Genomic DNA, 20,183 nt, shown 5'->3' with positions numbered 1-20,183 from the left:
CCGGGATTGGACGGACGTCCCCTGCGCTCCGTTCCGTGCCCCGACGGCACGGGCCTCACTCCGGCACCCCCAGCGCACCGGCGAGCATCGGCCACGACGCGCTGAACTCCCCCTTCCAGTAGGCCCAGCTGTGTCCTCCTCCCGAGTAGTAGTGGGTGGTCACGGGGACGCGCAGCAGGGCGAGCGTGTCGGTGAAGGCGTGCGCGGACAGCCACAGCGCGCTCTCCAGCGCCTCGGGCAGCCAGTCCCCGGTGCCGCCGAAGACCCCGCTCCCGCTGGAGACGTAGAGAGGAGTGCCGCGCAGTCCTTCGGCGCGGGCACGCGGGTTGAAGTCCCGCCAGGTCAGGAGGTTCAGCAGCGGACTGCCCCAGAGGGAGCGCGGGGCCAGGTTCTCGCGGGCCACGATGGCGTCCACCAGCGGCGGCACCCCGGGCGCGGTGGTGTCGAGGATGCCGCTGTACGAGGCCGCCGCCGCGAACACGCCCGGATGGCGGGCCGCGTGCGCCATCGCGCCGTAGCCGCCGGTGGAGACCCCGGCGACGGCCCGGACACCGGACGCCCGGTACTCGCGGGCGAGCAGCGCGGGGACCTCCGTGAGCTGGAAGGTCTCGTAGTCGGGGCCGCTGCGCCAGGCGCTGGGAATGCCGGTGGGCCCGGCGTCCGGCATCGCCACGATCAGGTTCCGGCCCTCGGTGAAGGCCTCGATGTCCGTCTCCCGGGTCCAGGACGTGTAGTCGTCGTGGGCGCCGTGCAGCAGATACAGCACGGGATAGGTGCGCCCGGTCTGGCTGTCGAACCCCGACGGCAGGATCAGCCGCACCGGCGCGCTGCGGCCCAGCGCGGGCGACGCCACGGAGACGTCCAGGGTGCGCGGACCGATCCGGGTCGCGGCGCGCGCGGTGGCGGTTCTGGCGCCGAGCAGCCCGGTGACCCCGGCGGCGACGGCCGCCTTGGCGACGGTGCGTCGGGACACCCCTGCGGCGTGGTGGTGGGACATGGCGGCTCCTCGTGGTCCGGATCAGCGGCTGTGCTCGTCGAGTGCGCGACGCAGATGGGCGGCGACCTCGTCGACGTACGGCGGGTCGAGCAGCGACAGATGGTGTCCCGCGACCCGGACGACCGTCAGCCGCGCACACACCTCGTCCCACCCGAGCGCCTCGTCCTCGCGCTCGTACGCCGGGTCGCGCACGGTGTGCGGAGCGGGCTCCGTGGCCCGGTACAGGACCACCGGTCCGTCGTAGGGCCCGGGCCGGTGCGCCTCGCCGATCCGCAGGTCCAGATAGGAGGAGCGCTGATGCTCCAGAGCGGCGGGCGGTACGTCGGCCACCTCGCGCAGGGCCCGCAGTACGGTGTCGATGCGCTCGCCGTCGTCCTCCATGGCCGTCAACTCGTCGTACGGCAGCCGCAGTTCGACCCCGTACGCGTCGGCGACATGGCGGGCGAAGCCCGTGAAGTGGGCGTGGATCCGGTCGGCCGGGGTGTCACCGGGCCGGGGGAGCGGCCGTACGGAGTCGAGCAGCGCGACGAGCCCGACGTCCCGACCGGCGGCGGTGAGCTGCCGCGCGGTCTCCTGCGCGACGAAGCCCCCGAAGGACCAACCGGCCAGCAGATACGGCCCGTTGGGATGGACGGCGCTGACGGCCTCGGCGTAGCGACGGGCCTTCTCGGTCACCGTACGGGCGTCCGGGAGCCGTTCCAGTCCGTACACGGGACGTTCGTCGCCCAGCCGCCCGACGAGGGTCCGGTAGACGTCGGTCGTGCCGCCGGCGGCGTGGAGGAGGAAGAGCGGGGCGCCGGAGCCGGTGGCGCTCAGGGTGCGTAAGGGAGACACCAACTCGCCCGTACTGACTGCCTGTTGGAGCTGCTCGGCCACCGACCGGACGCTCGTGGCCCCGAGCAGCTCGCGCAACGGCAGCTCGACGCCGAACTCGCCCTCCAGCGCGGTGCGGATACGGACGGCCATCACGGAGTCCAGGCCGAGGTCGGCCAGCGCGGTGGCGGGCGTGATGCGGGACGCCGGGTGCCCGGTGACGGCGGCGATGTGGTGCCGCAGCCGCCCGGCGACGGAGGTGTCCTGCGCGCGTTCGGTGACCGGCTCCGGGGAGGCCGACGTACGCCCGTCCGTCCACCAGTGCCGGACGTGCCGCCAGCGCGGTGCGGGCAGGTCGATGACCCGGCCCGGCGGCGACGGCAGCCGGCCGCCCGCGCAGTACAGGGCGCCCACCTGGGCCAGGAACTCGGCGGAGGTGTCGGCGTCGCGGCGCAGGGTACCGAGGGCGAGGGCACCGGGCGCGGTGTCGGTGACCGCCCGGGTGAGGACCGGGTGCGGCGAGATCTCGACGAAGGCGGTGTGACCGTCGGCGTGCGCCGCCGCGACCGCCCGGTCCAGGCGTACGGGGCGCCGGAGGTTCGCGGCCCAGTGGGCGGCGTCGAAGAGGGAGTCGCCGCGCGGGTCGTCCAGGACGGTGGAGTACACGGGCAGAAGGGGGCTGTTGACCCTGATGTCGACCAAGGAGCCCGTCAACTCGGGCAACAGCGGATCGACTTGTGGCGAGTGTCCCGCACCGACCACCCGCAGGGCGCGAGCGGTCCGACCCCGCCCCTCCAGCCACCGCACGAGCCGGGCCACCGCGTCCTCCTCCCCGGTGACGACCTTCTGCCCGGGCGAGGAGTGCACGGCGACCCAGACACCGGGGAAGTCCCCTTCCAGGGCGTCGAGTTCACCGTCGTCGAGGTCGACGACCGCCATGGCGCCACCGCGCAGCCCGCTGAGTAGCCGGGCCCGTACGGCCACCACCCGGGCGGCCTCCGGCACGTCCAGCGCGCCCGCGCACACCGCGGCGGCCACCTCGCCCACGGAGTGGCCGATGACGGCGACGGGCTCGACACCGTACGAACGCCACAGCTCGGCCAGCGCCAACTGGACCCCGAACAGCACGGGTTGGGCGACTTCGAGCCGGTCGAGGTCGCCGCCGGAGGCGAGGTGGTCGTAGAGGGAGAGCCCGCACTCCGGGGCGATCTGCGCGTCGAGCTTCTCCACGGCGGCGGTGAAGGCCGGTTCCTCGGCCAGCAGTCGCCGCCCCATGCCGGTCCACTGGCTGCCGTACCCGGAGAACACCCACACCGGACCGCGCCCGATCCGATCCCCCTCGCCCGTCACGACCCGCGTGTGCGGATGTCCCTGTGTCAACGCGCCGAGCCCGTCGGCGAGTTCGATGCGGTCGCGGGCGACGACCGCCGCGCGTACCGGCCCTCGTCCTCCCCGCCCGGCGAGGGTGCGGGCCACGTCTGCGGGGTGTGCGGCGGCGCCCTCGGGCGTCCGGAGCCAGTCGGCGACCCGGGATGCGGTGTCCCGGAGACGGACGGTGCCGACGTCGGAGAGGAGGTGGAGGCGGCTGACGGGTTCGCCTTCCCTGGGCGGAGGAAGGACACCGGGGCGCCATTCCTCCAGTACCGCATGGGCGTTGGTGCCGCCGAACCCGAAGCCGGACACCCCGGCGGTGGCCGTACCGCTGTAACGCGGCCACGGCTCGCACTCGGTGACGACCCGCAGCCGTACGTCGTCCAGGGCGCTCCCGTCCGCGCAGTGCAGGGACGGCGGAATCACGTCGTGGTGCAGTCCGAGGACCGTCTTCACCAGCCCGGCGATGCCCGCCGCGGCCTCCAGATGGGCGAGGTTGCCCTTCACCGAGCCGAGCAGCAGCGGCTGTTCGGCGTCGCGGCCCGCGCCGAGCACCGCCGCCAGCGCGCCCGCCTCGATCGGGTCGCCGAGCGGGGTGCCGGTGCCGTGCGCCTCGACCTGGTCGATGTGGGCCGGGGAGAGCCCGGACCGGGCGTACACCGTGGCCAACAGGGCTTTCTGCGCTGCCGGGTTGGGGGCCAGGAGGCCGTTGGAGCGGCCGTCGGAGTTGACGGCGGTGGCGCGGATGACGGCGAGGACCCGGTCGCCGTCCCGCTCGGCGTCGGACAGCCGCTTCAGCAGCACGGCCGCGCATCCCTCGCCGCGTCCGATGCCGTCGGCCGCCGCCGAGAACGGCTTGCACCGCCCGTCCGGCGCGAGGGCCCCCGCCCGCCCGAACGCCACACCGACGGTGGGGGAGAGCAGCAGGTTGACCCCGGCGGCGATCGCCGTGTCGCTCTCGCCGGTGCGCAGGCTGACACAGGCGTGGTGCACGGCGACCAGCGACGACGAACAGGCGGTGTCGACGGCCATGCTCGGCCCCCGGGTGTCGAGGACGTACGACAGCCGCCCGGCCGTCACGCTCAGCGCCCCGCCCGCCGGGGCCCAGGGATCGACGGCCGCCGGGTCGGCGCCGGTGAGCGAGCCGTACTCGGCGGCGGAGACACCCACGAACACCCCGGTTGCGGTACCGGCGAGGGACGCGGCCGGGACGGCGGCATGGTCGAGGGCCTCGTGGACGACCTCCAAGAGCATGCGCTGCTGCGGGTCCATCACCGCGGCCTCGCGCGGCGTGATCCGGAAGAAGTCCGCGTCGAACCCGGCGATGTCGTCGAGGTAACCGCCGTACAAGGGAGCGTCGTTGGGCGGATAGGCGCCGAAGTCACGCCACCGGTCCTCCGGGACCCGGCGGACGGCGTCGACGCCGTCGGTCAGCAACCGCCAGTAGTCGTCCGGCCCGTGCACACCCCCGGGCAGCCGGCAGCCGATCCCGATGACCGCGACGGGCTCGTGGGGCGCCGCCGGGGGAGGGGCGGTCGGTCTGTGCGCGGGAGCGACTTCTGCCTCCGGCTCGCACAGCCGTGCCACCAGGGCCTGGACGGTGGGCGTCTCCCACAGCAGCGTCGCCGCCAGCTCACGACCCGTCGCCCGCGACAACTCCCCGGCCAGCACGACCGCGTCCCGCGACGCCATGCCGAGGTCAGCCAGCGGGCGGTCCATCGGTACGTCCTCGGCGGCCGTGCCGTTCCAGGCGGCGACCCGCTCGACAACCAGACGGCGCAGCGAGGCCTCGTCGGCGCCCCTCATCCCGTCGCCTCCGGGGTGTAGGCACCCTCCAGATAGCGCTGCCGGGTCAGCGCCCGCGACACCTTGCCGCTGGACGTGCGGGGCACGGTGCCCGGCGGTACGAGGACGAAGTGGGCGAGCCGCAGACCGTGCCGCGCGGAGACGGCCGAGCGCACGGCACGCATCAGGTGCGGTACGTCGATCGCCGCGAGGCGGGTGCCGCGTACATGCTCGGCCACGACGACCACCAGCTCGCCCGCGCCCCCGGGCACCCCGAACGCGGCGAGCCGATCACGCCGTACGACAGGGTCGGTGTCCTGGACCGTCACCTCCAGGTCCTGCGGGTAGTGGTTGCGGCCGTCGACGACGATGAGGTCCCGCAGCCGCCCCGTGACGACCAACTGCCCGTCCAGGACCATCCCCAGGTCCCCGGTGCGCAGCCAGCTGTTCGCGCCGTCCGTGCCGTCGGCGAACTCGGCGCCGAAGACCAGCCGGGTCAGCCGGTCCTGATTCCGGTAACCGCGCCCCACGTTGGGCCCTCGCACCCAGATCTCACCGACCTCCCCCTGGGACAGCACGGCGCGGGACACGGGCTCCGCGATCCGCACCCGCTGGCCCGCCGGAGTACCGCAGCCGGCCAGCAGCACCGCCCCGGGATCGTCGGCCCGCGCGGGCAGCGCCTTCCCGGCGGCGAGGGCGTCCCGGTCGAGCGCGAACCGGCGCAGGGGCTCCCCGGGGCGGGCGGCACTCACGAAGACGGTCGCCTCGGCGAGCCCGTACGACGGACAGTGGACGTCCGGCGCCAGCCCCTGGGCGGCGAAGGCGGCGTGGAAGCGGTCGGCGGTGCCGGGGCGGACCGGCTCGCTGCCGTTGATCAGCGCGGCGACGCCGTCCAGCCGCAGCTCCGCCTTCTGGGCGTCGGTGACGGCCGAAGCGCAGTAGTCGTAGGCGAAGTTGGGCGCCGCGCTCAGCGCACGCGGATGCGCGGCGAGCAGCCGCAGCCAGCGCACCGGCTCGTGCAGGAACGCGGCCGGATCCATCAGCACCGACAGCACTCCCTGCACGACCGGGGCGGCCACACTCAGGACGAGCCCCATGTCGTGGTACAGCGGCAGCCAGCCCACACAGGTCATCGAACCGTCGACGCCGTAAGCGGCCAGTGCCTGGCGGGCGTTGGCGACGACGTTGCCGTGACTGATCTCCACGCCCGCCGGGGAGCGGGTCGAACCGGACGTGTACTGGAGGTAGGCGATCGCGTCCTCGTGCGGGGTGACCGACAGCAAGTCCCCGGCGGTGTCGGGTACTTGGTCGACCGCGATGATCCGTACCGGCAGGACGCGCGCGCAGAAGTCCCGTACGTCGTCGAGGAGGTGACCGGTCGTCAGTGCGATCGTGGGACTCGCGTCTCCCAGTACGGTCGCGAGTCGGTCGCCGTGTCCGGGCAGTCCGGGCGGATACAGCGGTACGGCGACCAGTCCGGCGGTGAGTGTCGCCAGGAACGCGGTGACGTAGTCGGTTCCCTGCGGGCACAGCAGCGCGACCCGGGATCCGGGCTCGGCCTCCTCGGCGAGCCGGGCGGCCAACCGCCTTACCCGTAGATCCAGTTGGCGCCAGGTCAGGGTGCGGTGGACGCCCCGCGAATGCGGGGCGGGATGGTCGACGAAGGTGAACGCCCGTCTGTCGGGGGTGGTTTCGGCCCAGTGCCGTACGTACTCCGGGAGACTCCGGTGGGCGGGGGCGAGCGGGGGGCGGCGGCTGTCCATCGGGCATGGCTCCTCACAGCGCGGATCGGCCGGCGGGGACCTGCGGGGCCGGTCAGAGGGGGATGTTGCCGTGTCTGCGGGTCGGCATCGGGGCGCGCTTCCCGCGCAGGGCGCGCAGGGCGCGGACGAGGTGCGTGCGGGTGTCGCGCGGGGCGATCACGGCGTCGACGTAGCCGCGTTCGGCGGCCAGATAGGGCGTGCCGTACGTGCTCTCGTACGCGGCGACGAGGCCGGCCCGCAGCGCCTCCGGGTCGTCGGCGGCGGCCAGTTCGCGACGGTGCAGGATGCCCACCGCGCCCTCGGCGCCCATCACGGCGATCCGGGCGGTGGGCCAGGCGAGGTTGATGTCGGCGCCGAGGTGCTTGGAGCCCATGACCGCGTAGCCGCCGCCGTACGCCTTGCGGACGACCACGGTGACCTTGGGGACGGTCGCCTCGGCGTACGCGTACAGGAGTTTGGCGCCGCGCCGGATGATCCCGGCCTGCTCCTGGCGGACGCCGGACAGATAGCCGGGGACGTCGGCGAAGGTCAGCAGCGGGATGCCGAAGGCGTCGCAGAAGCGGACGAAACGCGCGGCCTTCTCGGAGGCGTCGATGTCCAGCACACCGGCCGCGTGGAGCGGCTGGTTGGCGACGATCCCGACCGAGGCGCCCTCGACGAGGGCCAGCGCGCAGATGATGTTCGGCGCGAACAGCTCCTGGATCTCCAGGAGTTCACCGCCGTCGACGACCCCGCGCAGGATGTCCCGCATGTCGTAGGCCTGCCCGAGCCGGTCCGGCACGACCTCGTCGAGACACACGTCGGCGGGCGGCGCCACGGGCGCGTACTGCGGGGGCCGTTCGAGGTTGTTGGCGGGGAGGTAGGAGAGCAGGTCGCGTACGGTGTCGAGGGCCTCCACCTCGTCGGCGGCGAGGAAGTGGGCGTTGCCGTTGAGGGAGTTGCTGGTGCGGGCGCCGCCCAGCTCCTCGGCGCTGGTGCGTTCCCCGGTGACCGCCTCGATGACGTCGGGACCGGTGACGAACATGTGCGAGGCGCCGTCCACCATCACGGTGAAGTCGGTGATGGCGGGCGAGTAGGCGGCCCCGCCCGCACACGGGCCGAGGATCACCGAGAGCTGCGGAATCACCCCGGACGCCTGGACGTTGCGGCGGACCAGCTCGGCGTAGAGGGCGAGCGAGGCGACGCCCTCCTGGATACGGGCGCCGCCGCCGTCGTTGAGGCCGATCACCGGGCAGCCGGTCTTCATGGCCAGGTCCATCAGGGCGATCGTCTTCTCCCCGAAGGCCTCGCCCATGCTGCCGCCGAAGACCGTCGAGTCCTGCGCGAACACACAGACGGGACGGCCGTCGACCAGGCCGTATCCGGTGACCACCCCGTCCCCGTACGGGCGCCGGGCGTCGTCGCCGCCGGGCCTGGCCCGGACGAAGAGCCCGGTCTCGGTGAACGAGCCCTCGTCCAGCAGCAGTTCGATGCGCTCCCGGGCGCCGTACTCCCCGCGTCTTCTGGGCCCGCCCTCCGTCAGCGCCCGGGTCCGACGGCTCTCCAGCACGGTGATGCGGTCGACGGTGCGGTCGGACAGGGGGGTCGCCCAGGATGTTGTCGCCTCTAGCGTCACGGCCACCTCCGAAGTGGGTTCTCGAATATGGCAGCGACGGAGGAGGAGACCGGGTCAATCACCTTTCTGTGTGCGGGAGATGAGTCCCGAGGGGCCGGGGTTCGTGCGTGGGTGACAAGAGGCGGTGCTGTGCGGCGGCTGTGGGTCAGGCGGGCTGCGGGACGGTCCTGCGGTCTCCCCAGCGCCGGGTGCGGTAGGCGCCCGCGACGCGGCACAGGACGTAGATCGTGAACGAGACCGTGGTGACGTACGGGCTGATCGGGATGGAACTGCCCAGGGCCAGCAGGATGCCGCCCTCGATCGACACCACGGCGAAGACCACGCTGAGCAGCGGCAGCAGCACCGGGGACGCCGTGATCCGGGCGGCGGCGGCGGCCGGTGTGACGACGAGGGTCAGGACCAGCAGGGCGCCGACGACCTGGACCGACAGGGCGACGGCCAGCCCGAGCACGATCATGAAGACGAAGGACAGCCCGCGCACCGGCACCCCACGGGCCGCCGCGACGTCCGGGTCGGCGCTGGCGAAGGTCAACGGCCGCCAGATGACGGCCAGGGCGACCAGCACCACGGCGGAGGTGCTCAGCAGCCAGGCCATCTGCGGGGTGTCGACGGCGACGATCTGCCCGGTGAGCAGCCCGAACTTGTTGGCCGCCCGCCCCTTGTAGAGCGCGAGGAAGAGCACCCCGAGCCCGAGTCCGAACGGCATGAGGATGCCGATCGCCGAGTTGCGGTCCCGGGCCCGCGCGCCCATGACCCCGATCGCACCGGCCGCGAGCAGCGACCCGACGATCGAGCCGCCGACGATGTTCACCCCCAGCAGCAGCGCCGCCGAGGCGCCCGCGAAGGACAGCTCGCTGATCCCGTGCACCGCGAAGGGCAGGTCCCGCATGATGACGAACACCCCGGCGAGACCGCCGACGAGACCCAGCGCGGCGCCCGCGACGAGGGAGTTGCGGACCAGCGCGAGCAGCTCGCCGTAGTTCTCGAAGCTGAAGATCTGGTGCCAGACCCCCTCGGCGAGCGTCATCGGCGTACTTCCTCGGGTTCAAGAACTAGCTGGTGGGTGTGATGCGGGGGCGCGGCAGGACCGTCGGGGGCGCCGACGACCACCACTCGGCCCTGGACACGCAGGACGTCGACCCGGGTGCCGTACAGCTCCGACAGCGACTCCGAGGTCAGCACCTCGTCCGGGGTGCCGACCCGGTGACCGCCCGGCGCGAGATACAGCACACGGTCGACCAGACCGAGCACCGGATTGATCTCGTGCGTCACGAACACCACCGAGGTGCCGTGGGAGCGGCGGCGGGCGTCCACCAGCTCGGTGACGGCCCGCTGGTGGTTCAGGTCGAGCGAGAGCAGCGGCTCGTCGCAGAGCAGGACGCGCGGGTCGGTCGCCAGGGCCTGCCCGATCCGCACGCGCTGCCGCTCACCGCCGGACAGCATCCCGAGCGGGACATCGGCGTAGGCGGACGCGCCGACCGAGGCGAGGATCTCGTCGACGCGGCGGCGGACGGCACCCGTACGCAGCCGGGGTCCGAAACGGTGCCCGTCGATGCCGAAGCGCACCAGGTCGCGGGCGCGCAGCATGGCCTGCGCGGAGAGTTCCGCCTGCTGGGGGACGTACCCGAGATGGCGTCCCGCCTCGCGCGCGGGGCCGCCCAGGACGGTCAGCGTCCCCGCTGACAGCGGCTGCCGGCCCAGCAGGGCCCGTACGAAACTGGTCTTGCCGGAGCCGTTCGGCCCGAGCACGGCCAGGAACTCGCCCGGCCGTACTTCGAGGTCGAGGCCCCGCCACACCACACGGCTGCCGTACGACAGCTGGGCGCCGCGCAGGCTGATCACAGCGTCCGGGCCGGACCGGCTCACTTGGCGAGCGCGCTCGCGAGCGCGTCGACGTTGGCGGTCATCCAGCCGAGGTAGTCCTTGCCGGAGGGCAGGGTCTCGGTCACGGGCACCACGGGGATACCGGCCGCCTTGGCCGCGGCCTTGGACTTCTCGGTCTGCGGGCCGGAGGTCTGCTCGTTGTAGACGAGCGCCGCGACCTGCTTGTCGCTGAACACCGCCAGCGTGGCCTGGAGGACCCTGGGGGAGACGTCGGACCCCTCCTCGATGGCCTCGCTGAACTCGGCGGGCGTCTTGTTCACCAGACCGCTCGCGGTGGTGAGGTACAGCGGCACGGGCTCGGTGATGGCGATGCCCTCGCCCGCGTGTTCCTTCTTGATCTGCGCCTCCTTCGCCTCCAGCGCCGTGAGCTTCGTCTTGAAGGCCTCGGCGTTCTTGGTGAAGAGGGCGGCGTCGGCGGAGTCGGCCTTGCCGAGGGCGGCGGCTATTCGGTCGGCGATCTTCGCGACGGTCGGGAAGTCGTACCAGACGTGCTCGTTCAGCTCGCCGCCCTTCGGGGCGGTCTTGCCGGACACCTCGACGGCGTTGACGACCTCGGCGGAGGCGTCGCTGCTCTTGAGCATGCGGTCCACGAAGTCGTCGTAGCCGCCGCCGTTCTCGACGACGAGCTTGGCCTTGGAGAGCGCCAGCTGGTTCTGGGTGTTGGCCTCGTAGGAGTGCGGGTCCTGGTCGGGGTCGCTGATGATCGACGTGACGTCGACCTTCGAGCCGCCTATCTGCCCGACGATGTCGCCGTAGACGTTGGTGGAGGCGACCACGGCGATCTTCGAGGAGGCGACCGGTTCCTGCGCGCCGCTCCCGTCACCGCCGGAGTCCGACGAACTGCCGCACCCCGCGAGAAGGGCCAGCGAGGCGCCGGTGATCAGGGCGAGACGCCGGGACGGGGACGGGGACATGGATCCTCCACGACAGGTGGTGAGCAGGGTGCGTCCGCCACACTAGATGGAAATGAATGTCAGAAACATGGCCGATTCCGATCGATATGGAAACCATTGCCAATACTTGACGCGTCGCCGAGGTGCGCCGACGGCGCAGGTCAGCGGGTCGGCTCGAAGGTGAGCTGCTTGATCTGGCGCAGGGTGAGGGCCGTCTCGACGGTCTGGACGCCTTCGAGGGCGCCGATCCTCTCGCTCAGATACGTGTAGAGGGCGGCCGTGCTGGGGCAGCCCACCGAGGCGACCAGGTTGGCCTGGCCGGTGGTGGCGGCGGCGAACCGGACCTCCGGATGCTCGGCGAGCGCGCGCCCCACGGCGCTCAGGGCGGAGGGCGCGACGGTGAGCCAGAGCATCGCGCCGACCCCCTGGCCGACGGCCTCACCGGTGTGCTGCACGTCGAAATAGAGGACGCCCGAGGAGCGCAGCTGCTCCATACGCCTCCTGACGACGGCCTCCGACTGGCCGGTGGCGGACTGGAGTTCGCCGAACGTGGCCCGGCCGTCCCGGCGGAGCACGGCCAGCAGCGCCTCGTCGTGCGCGTCGAGCACGACGACGCCGGTGGCCGGTTCGGTCCGGGGCGGGCGCAGGGCGTCCACCTGCTCGGGGTCGAGCGCCAGGATCTTGTTGAGCCAGCCGAGCGGGCCGCCGTAGAAGGTGTGCAGGAGGCAGTGGGCGCTCACCGAGGTGACCCGGGGGGTGCGCTGCAGCCGGTCGAAGAGCAGCTCGTCGCGGTCCCGGCGGCTGCGGGGCTTCATCGCGCACTGGACCTCGGTGCCGCCGGAGATGAGATCGATGTACGAGGTGTCGGACCGGCGTGCGAGCGCGGTGGCCAGCTGCTCCGCCACGTCGGGCGTGCAGCGCAGCCGCACGATCCAGCCGGCCCGCCCGAGCCGCCCCTCGTCGACCATGCCGAGCACCCGCAGCCCGGCGGAGCCGTGCAGCCGCCGGAAGCGCCGGGCGACGGTCTGGTCGGACACGCCGAGAACCTCGCCGATACGGCTGAAGGGTGCGCGCCCGTCCAGTTGCAGGGCCTGCAGCAGGTTCAGGTCGAGGGGGTCGAGGGGGCGGGGGTCCACGGCGACGCTCCTTGGGCGGGACGGGGAGTGGGCTGGCCGGAGGTGCTTGGACGGTATCCGGGACGGGGTGGTCCTGCTCGGCGGGGGTGGTGATGGAGAGGGGGTGGCGATGAGGGTGGGGGTGGGGGCGGGGGTGGAGTGCATGGCGGGGCCCGGGACCGATGTGTCCGGTCCCGGGCCCGTGGTGGCGCCGGTCCCCGTCCCCACGGGTGGCGCCGGTACCGGTCGGGCGGTCCGCTCGGTGCGCCCGTGATGACCGGTACGGCTGGGGTCACTCAGGGGTGCCGTTGGCTGCCAGGGCTGCGGTCTCCGGTCGGCGTCCGGGGCTCGCGGCGGCGGACGGTTCGCGGGGGCCGGTCACCGGCGGGGCGGGCTGCGGGCGGCGCAGCAGGAGCGCTCCGACGAGCGCGGCGAGCAGGGTCAGCACGGCGGACACGATCAGGCAGAGGTGCAGGCCGTCCAGGAACGCCTCGGACAGGGCGCCCAGCACGCGCGGTGTCTCCGCGCCCAGGTCGAGTCCGGCGACGGCGCCGATGCCGTCGTGGTCGGCGACCGCCGTCACCTGGCGGACGGTCTGCCCGGTCACCCCGGCGTCCGTGAGGTGGCCGGACAGGGCGTCGACCGCCTTGGTGGACAGCAGGGTGCCGAGGATCGCGGGGCCGAGCGCGGCGCCGACCTGCCGGAAGGCGTTGTTGCCCGCCGCGGCCATACCGGCCTGGTGGAAGGGGACCGAACTGACGGCGGTCGCGGTCATCGGCGTGATGACGAAGGCCATCCCGAGGCCGAGCAGCGCCAGCCGCCACGCCAGCGACCCGAACGACGTGTGCACGCCGATGTCCGTCAGCGACAGCAGGGCGGCCGAGCTGACCAGCAGCCCGCCGGGGATGAGCACCCGGGGCGACACACGCTGGATGAGCCGGCCCACGGGGGCGCCCAGCACCAGGGTCACGAGGGTCACCATCAGCAGCCGCCAGGCCGCGTCTAGCGTCGACAGCCGCTGGACCATGCCGAAGTAGAGGCTGAGGGCGAAGAAGAACCCGATCAGACCCAGGAAGCTGATCATCGCGATCAGGGTGGTGGCGGTGAAGGCCGGGCTGCGGAACAGGGTCAGGTCCAGCATGGGGCTGGAGCTGCGGCGCTCCACGATGACGAACCCGACGGCGGCGACCGCCGCGGTGGACAGGGCGACCATCACCTTGACGTCGGTGAAGGAGGTGGCGCCGCCCTCGATGATCCCGTACACGAGAGCGGTGATCGCGAGCGCGGCGGTGAGCTGGCCGGGCCAGTCCAGTCGGCGCGAGCCCGGCGCCCGGGAGTCGGTCAGTACCTTCGCGCCGACGACGACGGCGACGAGGGAGACCGGGACGGACAGCAGATAGATCCAGCGCCACGAGTAGTGGTCCAGGATCGTGCCGGCGATGACGGGACCGACCGCCAGGGCGGCGCTCAGGGCGGTGGCCCACAGGCCGATGAACTTGCCGCGTTCGCGATGGTCGGGCACGGCGTGGCTGATCAGGGCGAGCGTGGTGGGCAGCAGCGCGGCCGAGCCGAGACCGGCCAGGGCCTGGCCCGCCCACACCGTCTGGACGTTCTGCGCGCACAGGGCGACGAGGGAGCCGAGCCCGCTGAGGGCGAGTCCGGCGAGATAGACCTTCTTGCGGCCGTGGACGTCGCCGAAGACGCCCGCGGTCAGGATCAGGGCGGCCATCGGCAGCACGAACGCGTCGGACACCCAGGACAGCTGGGACGTCGAGGCGTCCAGGGCCCGCTGGATGGCGGGCAGGCTCACCGAGACGGTGGTCACCGGCAGATAGGCGACGAACACACCCAGGCAGGCCATGACGAGCGTGGCCGCCCGCCGTTCCTGCGGCGCGTTCGCCGTGGTCGTGGGATTCACGGAAACTCTCCCTTTGCGGCACCCTCGGGCACCGGCCTCGGCTGACTTCGCCGCAACCTTCGGCCCCGCCGGGCGCCCGATCCCAGCCACGCCCACGGAAACCCCGGAAAACCGACACAGGGGCTGGCTGTCCGGAGAACTTCCGACATCGCGGCGACCGGGCCGGCATGCCGCCGCTGAGTGGAGGGGGCGACGACCGCCGGCGGGCATACGGCACCCCGCGCACAAGGAGAGCCCGCACCCATGAACCTGGCCGATGCCGAACGCGCGGTGGCGGCAGGGGCGTCGCACGTCGTGACTCCGGCCAGGGCCTCAGGACGCTCACTGTCCATCTGGGGGCTCGCGGCACTTTCGGTCCTCGCCCGTCCGCCGCTACCGCGACCCCCACTGGCCCCGAGGCCCGCCGGGATACCTCAGCTTCCATCGGCCCCCTGGGCAGTCACGGACCCCTCCGCCCCCAGCTTGAACACCAGTTCCGCGTCCCCGCGCCGCGCGCTGTGCAAGTCCCAGTAGAGCGGAGCTATTTCCTCGGGCCGGGCCGCCTCCACGCCCGGGATGACGGAGACGCCGATCGACGAGTCGATGCCGATGTGCGCGGCCTGGACGCCGGTGTTCGCGTCGGACAGTTCCTTGTGCAGGTTCAGGACCCAGTTCCGTAGCGCCGCCGCTGCGGCGTTCACGTTGGCGACCCTCGGGTCGGGCCAGATCGAGCCCGCCCCGGTGGTGTAGAGGAGCGTGCCCGCGCCTGCCTCGCGCATCGCGGGCAGGACCGCCTTCGTGGCGGCGATGGCGCCGTACAACTGGAAGTTCATCTCGAACTCCACCTGGGACGGCTCCGTCTCCGCCGGTGAGGTCAGCGTCGTGATGCCGAACGTCCCCACCGGGGAGTACTCCAGGACATCGATACCGCCGAACTCGGCGGACGCGTCCTTGAGTGCCCGGGTGAGGCCGGCGCGGTCGAGGATGTTCGCCGGGAACGCGGCGGCGGTGACGCCCTCGGCGGCGAGCTTGCCGACGATCGCGTCCAGCTTGTCGCGGTCGCGGGAGATCAGGGCGACGTCGAAGCCCTGGGTGCCGAAGGTGCGGGCGATGGCCAGGCCCAGCTGGGGGCCGGCTCCGACGATGGCGAGAGTGGGCATGGTGGCGGGTCCTTTCAAGGGGTGGTGCGGCGGTGGCCGCGGTATGTGGTTAGCTCTATCCGTTTCGCGGATTCGGATAGAGCTATCCGGTTCCTGGTGTCACCGTAGCACGGAAGTGGATAGGTCTATCCGGTGCCCATTCGAGGTTCATCCGGGGTGGTCGCTCGCCGAAATGGGGCCCGCTGCCCCGATTTGCATCTGGAGAAACCTACGAACCTGAGAATCCGCTGAGCATTCCGCCCGCACATCCGTATCTATGAGAAGTCCGAAGCTGAGGACGCGCTTGCCCCATAGCCGGAAGCCCTACCGGCTCCGGAGATGTCCTTGAGAGGCCTGCATGAGACGCAATACGCGAAAAAGATCGAAGACTGCCCGCCGGGCGGTAGGTGCGGCGGCTGCACTGGCCATCGGAGCCGGTGGGCTCGTGGCGGTCAACATGTACGCCTCGGCCGACGAGACCGGCGCGGCGAAGGGTTCCGGCCAGAACGAGGTGCTGTCGGCCGGCACCACTTCCACCATCGTCTGTCCCGACGTGGGCCAGCAGTTGACGTCGGTGCCCGCCCAGGCGAAGGCCCAGGTCGACCGGGAGTTGGCGCTCCTCGACAAGCAGATCTCCGAGGCGTACCAGCGCCTGTCCACCTCCCAGCGGGCGATCGCGCAGGACGCCAACTTCGCGCAGAACGCGATCGTGAACCCGCTGAAGGACAAGCGGAAGGCGACGATCGACCGCATCGTCATCGCCATCGGCCGGGTCGGAACCAAGCCGCAGGGCCTCGACGCCCTGGCGGCCTGCACGCTGAAGGCCACCGGCAACCAGCCCACCGCCGGCCAGCCCTCCGCCAGCCCGACCAACAACACCAACGCCGGCGTCGTCGGCAACGGCCCGGTCGCCGCCGACTTCGTCGACATCACCAAGGTGAAGGCCAACGTCCGTACGCCGGCCAGGTCGTCGAAGGCCTCGAAGGGCTCCTTCGTCACCAAGTGCGGGGTGAACGCCAACAAGCTGTACAACAGCGACAACGTCATCGTCGCCCCCGGTGTCACCAACGGCGCGCACCACGTGCACGACTACGTGGGCAACCAGGACAACGACGCCTTCTCCAGCGACCAGGACTTCGCCAAGGCCGCGACCAGTTGCCAGAACCAGGGCGACAAGTCGACGTACTACTGGCCGGTGCTGCGCGTCCAGGACGGCACCAAGGAGTTCGACAACGACAAGCTGGGCGGCGGCGCCGAGGGCAACACGGGCCGCATCCTGACGGCGAAGCAGGCCACGCTGGACTTCGTCGGCAGCCCTCGCGGCAAGGTCGTCGCGATGCCCAAGTTCCTGCGCATCATCACCGGCGACGCCAAGGCGTTCGTCAACGGCACGGCCAACGCCAACGCCTCCTGGAGCTGCACCGGCTTCGAGAACAAGGTGCAGCTGAAGGACAAGTACCCGCTCTGCCCGCGCGGCAGCAACGTGGTGCGCACCTTCAAGTTCCAGAGCTGCTGGGACGGCACGAACATCGACAGCGCCAACCACCGCACCCACGTGGCGTTCGCCGACGCCAACGGCAACTGCCCGACCGGCTTCAAGGCCATCCCGCAGCTGGTGCAGCGGCTGGTGTACGCCGTGAAGGCGCCCAGCGTGAAGGACAACGGCAAGACCACGCCGTTCTACGCGCTGGACGGTTTCCCCGAGCAGCAGCACAAGCCGGTCACCGACCACGGTGACTTCATCAACGTCTTCGACGCGAAGCTGATGAACAAGCTCGTCCAGTGCATCAACACCGGACGCAAGTGCAGCTGAGTCCGACCAGGTAGTGCCGCGAAGCAGGGCGTCCGACCCGGGAGTTGTCCCGGGTCGGACGCTTTTTCGGTGAAAACCCTGTGGAACCGGTGTCAGTGGTGCCGTTTAAGCTGCCCTTCACGATCACGCGGGACCACGGGAGGACACGGGATGTTGGGCAAGCTGTTCGGCAGGGGCACGGAGAGACCGACGGCGGATCCGTACGCCCTTCCCGTACCGCGCGGTCAGAAGAGCGGCGTGTACACGCTGCGGGCGCTCGGCGACACGCGGGTGCTCGCGCTGGTGGAGGCGGCCGACGCCGGGGACTGGGCGGCGGTGAAGGAGGCGCTGGCCCCCTTCGATCTCGGCCGCGACCACCGGGTCCTGGCCGAACTCGCCGAGCTGGACGGCGTGCAGGACTGGATCGGCCGGGCCGTCGAGGAGGACGCGGAGCACCGGGCGACCGCCCTGCTCATATCCGGGACCCGCCACATCAGCTGGGGCTGGGAGGCCCGCACCTCCGCCCGCGCCGCGAACGTCACGCGGGACCAGTGGCGCGTCTTCCACGAACGCCTGGAGATCGCCGAGGAACAGCTCCTGGAGGCCGCCGAGTTGCGTCCCGAGTGGGTGACCCCCTGGCGCCGCCTCCTGACCTCCGGCCGGGGCATGTCACTGGGCCCCGCCGTCAACGAGACCCGGCGGGACGCGGCCCTGCGCCGCGACCCCCTGGACCTGGAGACCCACATCGAGTGGGTGTCCCAACTGCAGCCCCGCTGGAGCGGCGAGCCGGGCCAGGCCCTCGCGTTCGCGCAGGAGGCGGCCGGCCGTGCCCCGCACGGGCACCGCCTCGGCTGTGTGATCGCCATGGCGTACATCGAGGAGTGGGTCGAGTCGGACCGCGGGGACTACCTTGAAACCCCCGAGATCCAGGCGCAGTTGCGGGAAGCGGCGGAGTTCAGCATTCTGCACCCCGCCTACGAGTGGCGCCCGGGCTGGCAGCAGGACTTCAGCCTGTTCGCCATGGCCCTGTCGCTGGCCGACGAGCGCCACACCGTCAAGCGTGTCTTCCGAACGCTGGACGGCGCCTACACCAAGTGGCCGTGGACCTACTTCGCGGAGCCCGAGCAGCAGTTCGCCCGCCGTCACCGCCGCGCCTGATCGCCCGCCGGTCCCTGTCCCGCCCGGACACCGCCGCCGCTGTGCCCGAGTACCCACCGGCGCGGGTGCCGCCCGCCACCCGTCGCCCCTCCCACCCCGGACTGCCCGATGACACTGCCCGACGCCCCCTTGAGCCCGAGTCCCGCCGCCGACCGGACCTTTCAGGTCGATCTGCGTGGCCTCGTCGACCTCCTCTCCCATCACCTCTACTCCAGCCCCCGCGTCTACCTCCGCGAACTGCTGCAGAACGCGGTGGACGCGCTCACCGCCCGGCGTGGGCTCGAACCGGGCGCGTCCGCCGACGCGTTCGGCATTCGGCTGTACGCCGACGGGGCGGTGGTGCGGGTCGAGGACGACGGTGTCGGGCTCACCGAGGACGATGTGCACACCTTCCTCGCCACGATCGGCCGCAGCAGCAAGCGCGCCGACCGCATCGCCGAGCAACGCGCCGATTTCATCGGGCAGTTCGGCATCGGTCTGCTCTCCTGCTTTCTGGTCGCCGACGAGATCCACGTCCTGAGCCGTTCCGCCCGTACCCCTGACGCGCCCGCCGTGGAGTGGCGGGGGCGTGGCGACGGGAGCTACAGCGTCCGGACCCTGCCCGCCTCCGCCCGTCCCGCGCCCGGCACCACCGTCACCCTGACCCCCCGCGCCGACGCCGCCGAGTGGACCAGGCCGACGCAGGTGCACGCGCTGGCACGGCACTTCGGCTCGCTGCTGCGGCACCCGGTCGGCTTCGACGACGGCACCGGCGGGCCAGGCGCGTCCGTCAACCCCGAGCCCGCGCCCTGGGCGCGCACGTACCCCACGCCCGGTGCCCGGTCCCGGGCGCTGGCCGCGTACGGCGAGGACGTGTTCGGGTTCGCGCCGCTGGACACCATCGAGCTGGACCTGCCCGCCGTCGGGCTGAAGGGCATCGCGTGCGTGCTGCCCGAGACCGTGCCCGCCGGGCGCCGACACGGTCACCGGGTCCATGTGAAGGGCATGCTGCTGTCCGAGCAGGCCGAGGAGATCCTCCCTGAGTGGGCCTTCTTCGTGCGCTGCGTCGTCGACGCCGAGAGCCTGCGCCCCACGGCGTCCCGCGAGTCCCTGTACGAGGACGACACCCTCGCCGCCGTACGCGACGCGCTCGCCGAACGGCTGCGCGACTGGATCGCCCGCGCCGCCGCCAGCGACCCCGACCTGCTCGGCCGCTTCCTCCAGGCCCACCACCTCGCCGTGAAGTCCCTCGCCGTGCACGACGACGAGATCCTGCGGATGCTGCTGCCCTGGCTGCCGTTCGAGACCACCGACGGGCACACCACCCTCGACGAGTTCGCCCGCACCCACCGCACCGTGCTCGTCACGTCCAGCGTGGAGGAGTTCCGGCAGATCGCCGCGATCGCCTCCGCCGCCGGACTCGGCGTCGTCAACGGCGGCTACACCTACGACCGCGAACTCGTCCACCGGCTCCCCGAGGTCAGGCCCGGGACCGCCGTCGCCGACCTCGACCCGGCGACCCTCACCGCCCACCTCGACCCCGTCGACCGGGAGACGGAACTGGCCGCCGCGGCCTATCTCGCCCTGGCCCGCGACGCCCTCGCCGTCTTCGACTGCGACGTCGCCCTGCGCACCTTCCAGCCCGCCTCCGCCCCCGCCCTCCTGATGGACAGCCGCGAGGCCCGCCACGAACGCACCCGCTCCCAGCTCGCCCGCGAGCAGGAGGGCGGCCTGTGGGGCGACATCCTCGGCGCCCTGCGCCAGGAGGCACCGCGCGCCCAGCTGATCCTCAACCAGCTCAACCCGCTGGTCCGCACCGCCGTCACCATCGACGAGCCCGAACTGGCCCGCACCAGCGCCGAAGCCCTCTACGGCCAGGCCGCGATGCTCTCCCGGCGCCCGCTGCGGCCCTCCGAGTCGAGCCTCATCAACCGCTCCTTCCTCAACCTCCTCGCCCACGCCCTCCGCAAGGACAGCTGACG

At 72.2% G+C, this 20,183-nt stretch carries 13 protein-coding genes; 3 read left to right on the top strand and 10 right to left on the bottom strand.

Translation table 11 applies throughout. The features are described 5' to 3' along the window. Window positions 1-55 precede the first annotated feature (55 nt). The 10 genes from CW359_RS10400 to CW359_RS10355 form a co-directional block, all read right to left on the bottom strand. Window positions 56-997, bottom strand: a complete 942-nt coding sequence (locus tag CW359_RS10400) for an alpha/beta hydrolase (protein WP_105969525.1) — start codon at window positions 995-997, stop codon at window positions 56-58. Window positions 998-1,018: 21 nt separating this feature from the next. Beyond that, window positions 1,019-4,987: a type I polyketide synthase gene (locus tag CW359_RS10395; protein ID WP_105969524.1), complete on the bottom strand. Its 3,969-nt coding sequence runs from the start codon at window positions 4,985-4,987 to the stop codon at window positions 1,019-1,021. Then, window positions 4,984-6,729 (bottom strand): fatty acyl-AMP ligase, encoded by a 1,746-nt coding sequence (locus CW359_RS10390; protein ID WP_105969523.1) that lies wholly within the window; start codon window positions 6,727-6,729, stop codon window positions 4,984-4,986. Before CW359_RS10390 ends, CW359_RS10395 begins: the two co-directional genes overlap by 4 nt. 52 nt (window positions 6,730-6,781) lie before the next feature. After that, window positions 6,782-8,344 (bottom strand): acyl-CoA carboxylase subunit beta, encoded by a 1,563-nt coding sequence (locus tag CW359_RS10385; RefSeq protein ID WP_105969522.1) that lies wholly within the window; start codon window positions 8,342-8,344, stop codon window positions 6,782-6,784. Window positions 8,345-8,489: 145 nt separating this feature from the next. Beyond that, window positions 8,490-9,371 carry a metal ABC transporter permease gene (locus tag CW359_RS10380; RefSeq protein WP_105969521.1) on the bottom strand — a complete coding sequence of 294 codons (882 nt, stop codon included), beginning with the start codon at window positions 9,369-9,371 and terminating at the stop codon, window positions 8,490-8,492. Continuing rightward, window positions 9,368-10,186 (bottom strand): metal ABC transporter ATP-binding protein, encoded by an 819-nt coding sequence (locus tag CW359_RS10375; RefSeq protein ID WP_105969520.1) that lies wholly within the window; start codon window positions 10,184-10,186, stop codon window positions 9,368-9,370. The genes CW359_RS10380 and CW359_RS10375 overlap by 4 nt, the downstream gene beginning before the upstream one ends. 20 nt (window positions 10,187-10,206) lie before the next feature. Beyond that, complete coding sequence (locus CW359_RS10370) at window positions 10,207-11,142, bottom strand: metal ABC transporter solute-binding protein, Zn/Mn family (protein WP_105969519.1); 936 nt, start codon at window positions 11,140-11,142, stop codon at window positions 10,207-10,209. A gap of 140 nt (window positions 11,143-11,282) precedes the next feature. Beyond that, the gene (locus CW359_RS10365; protein WP_232838346.1) at window positions 11,283-12,257 is read right to left on the bottom strand and encodes an Lrp/AsnC family transcriptional regulator; all 975 of its coding nucleotides are present in this window, start codon (window positions 12,255-12,257) and stop codon (window positions 11,283-11,285) included. Window positions 12,258-12,528: 271 nt separating this feature from the next. Further along, a complete protein-coding gene (locus tag CW359_RS10360; protein WP_408647469.1) occupies window positions 12,529-14,154 on the bottom strand; it encodes an MFS transporter in 1,626 nt (541 codons plus the stop codon). Between the two features lie 413 nt (window positions 14,155-14,567). Then, window positions 14,568-15,293, bottom strand: coding sequence for an SDR family NAD(P)-dependent oxidoreductase (locus CW359_RS10355; protein WP_105969517.1), 726 nt, complete (start codon window positions 15,291-15,293; stop codon window positions 14,568-14,570). A 337-nt stretch (window positions 15,294-15,630) separates the two neighbouring features. On the opposite strand from CW359_RS10355, the gene CW359_RS10350 reads away from it, so the two are divergent. From CW359_RS10350 to CW359_RS10340, 3 genes are all read left to right on the top strand, one after another. Continuing rightward, window positions 15,631-17,085: a DUF1996 domain-containing protein gene (locus CW359_RS10350; RefSeq protein ID WP_105969516.1), complete on the top strand. Its 1,455-nt coding sequence runs from the start codon at window positions 15,631-15,633 to the stop codon at window positions 17,083-17,085. Between the two features lie 150 nt (window positions 17,086-17,235). After that, window positions 17,236-18,222 (top strand): hypothetical protein, encoded by a 987-nt coding sequence (locus CW359_RS10345; protein ID WP_105969515.1) that lies wholly within the window; start codon window positions 17,236-17,238, stop codon window positions 18,220-18,222. A gap of 108 nt (window positions 18,223-18,330) precedes the next feature. Next, window positions 18,331-20,181 (top strand): HSP90 family protein, encoded by a 1,851-nt coding sequence (locus tag CW359_RS10340; protein WP_105969514.1) that lies wholly within the window; start codon window positions 18,331-18,333, stop codon window positions 20,179-20,181. Window positions 20,182-20,183 lie beyond the last annotated feature (2 nt).

Source organism: Streptomyces geranii (assembly GCF_002954775.1).
Classification (GTDB): domain Bacteria; phylum Actinomycetota; class Actinomycetes; order Streptomycetales; family Streptomycetaceae; genus Streptomyces; species Streptomyces geranii.
This window is presented reverse-complemented; position numbering and strand designations above follow the sequence as displayed.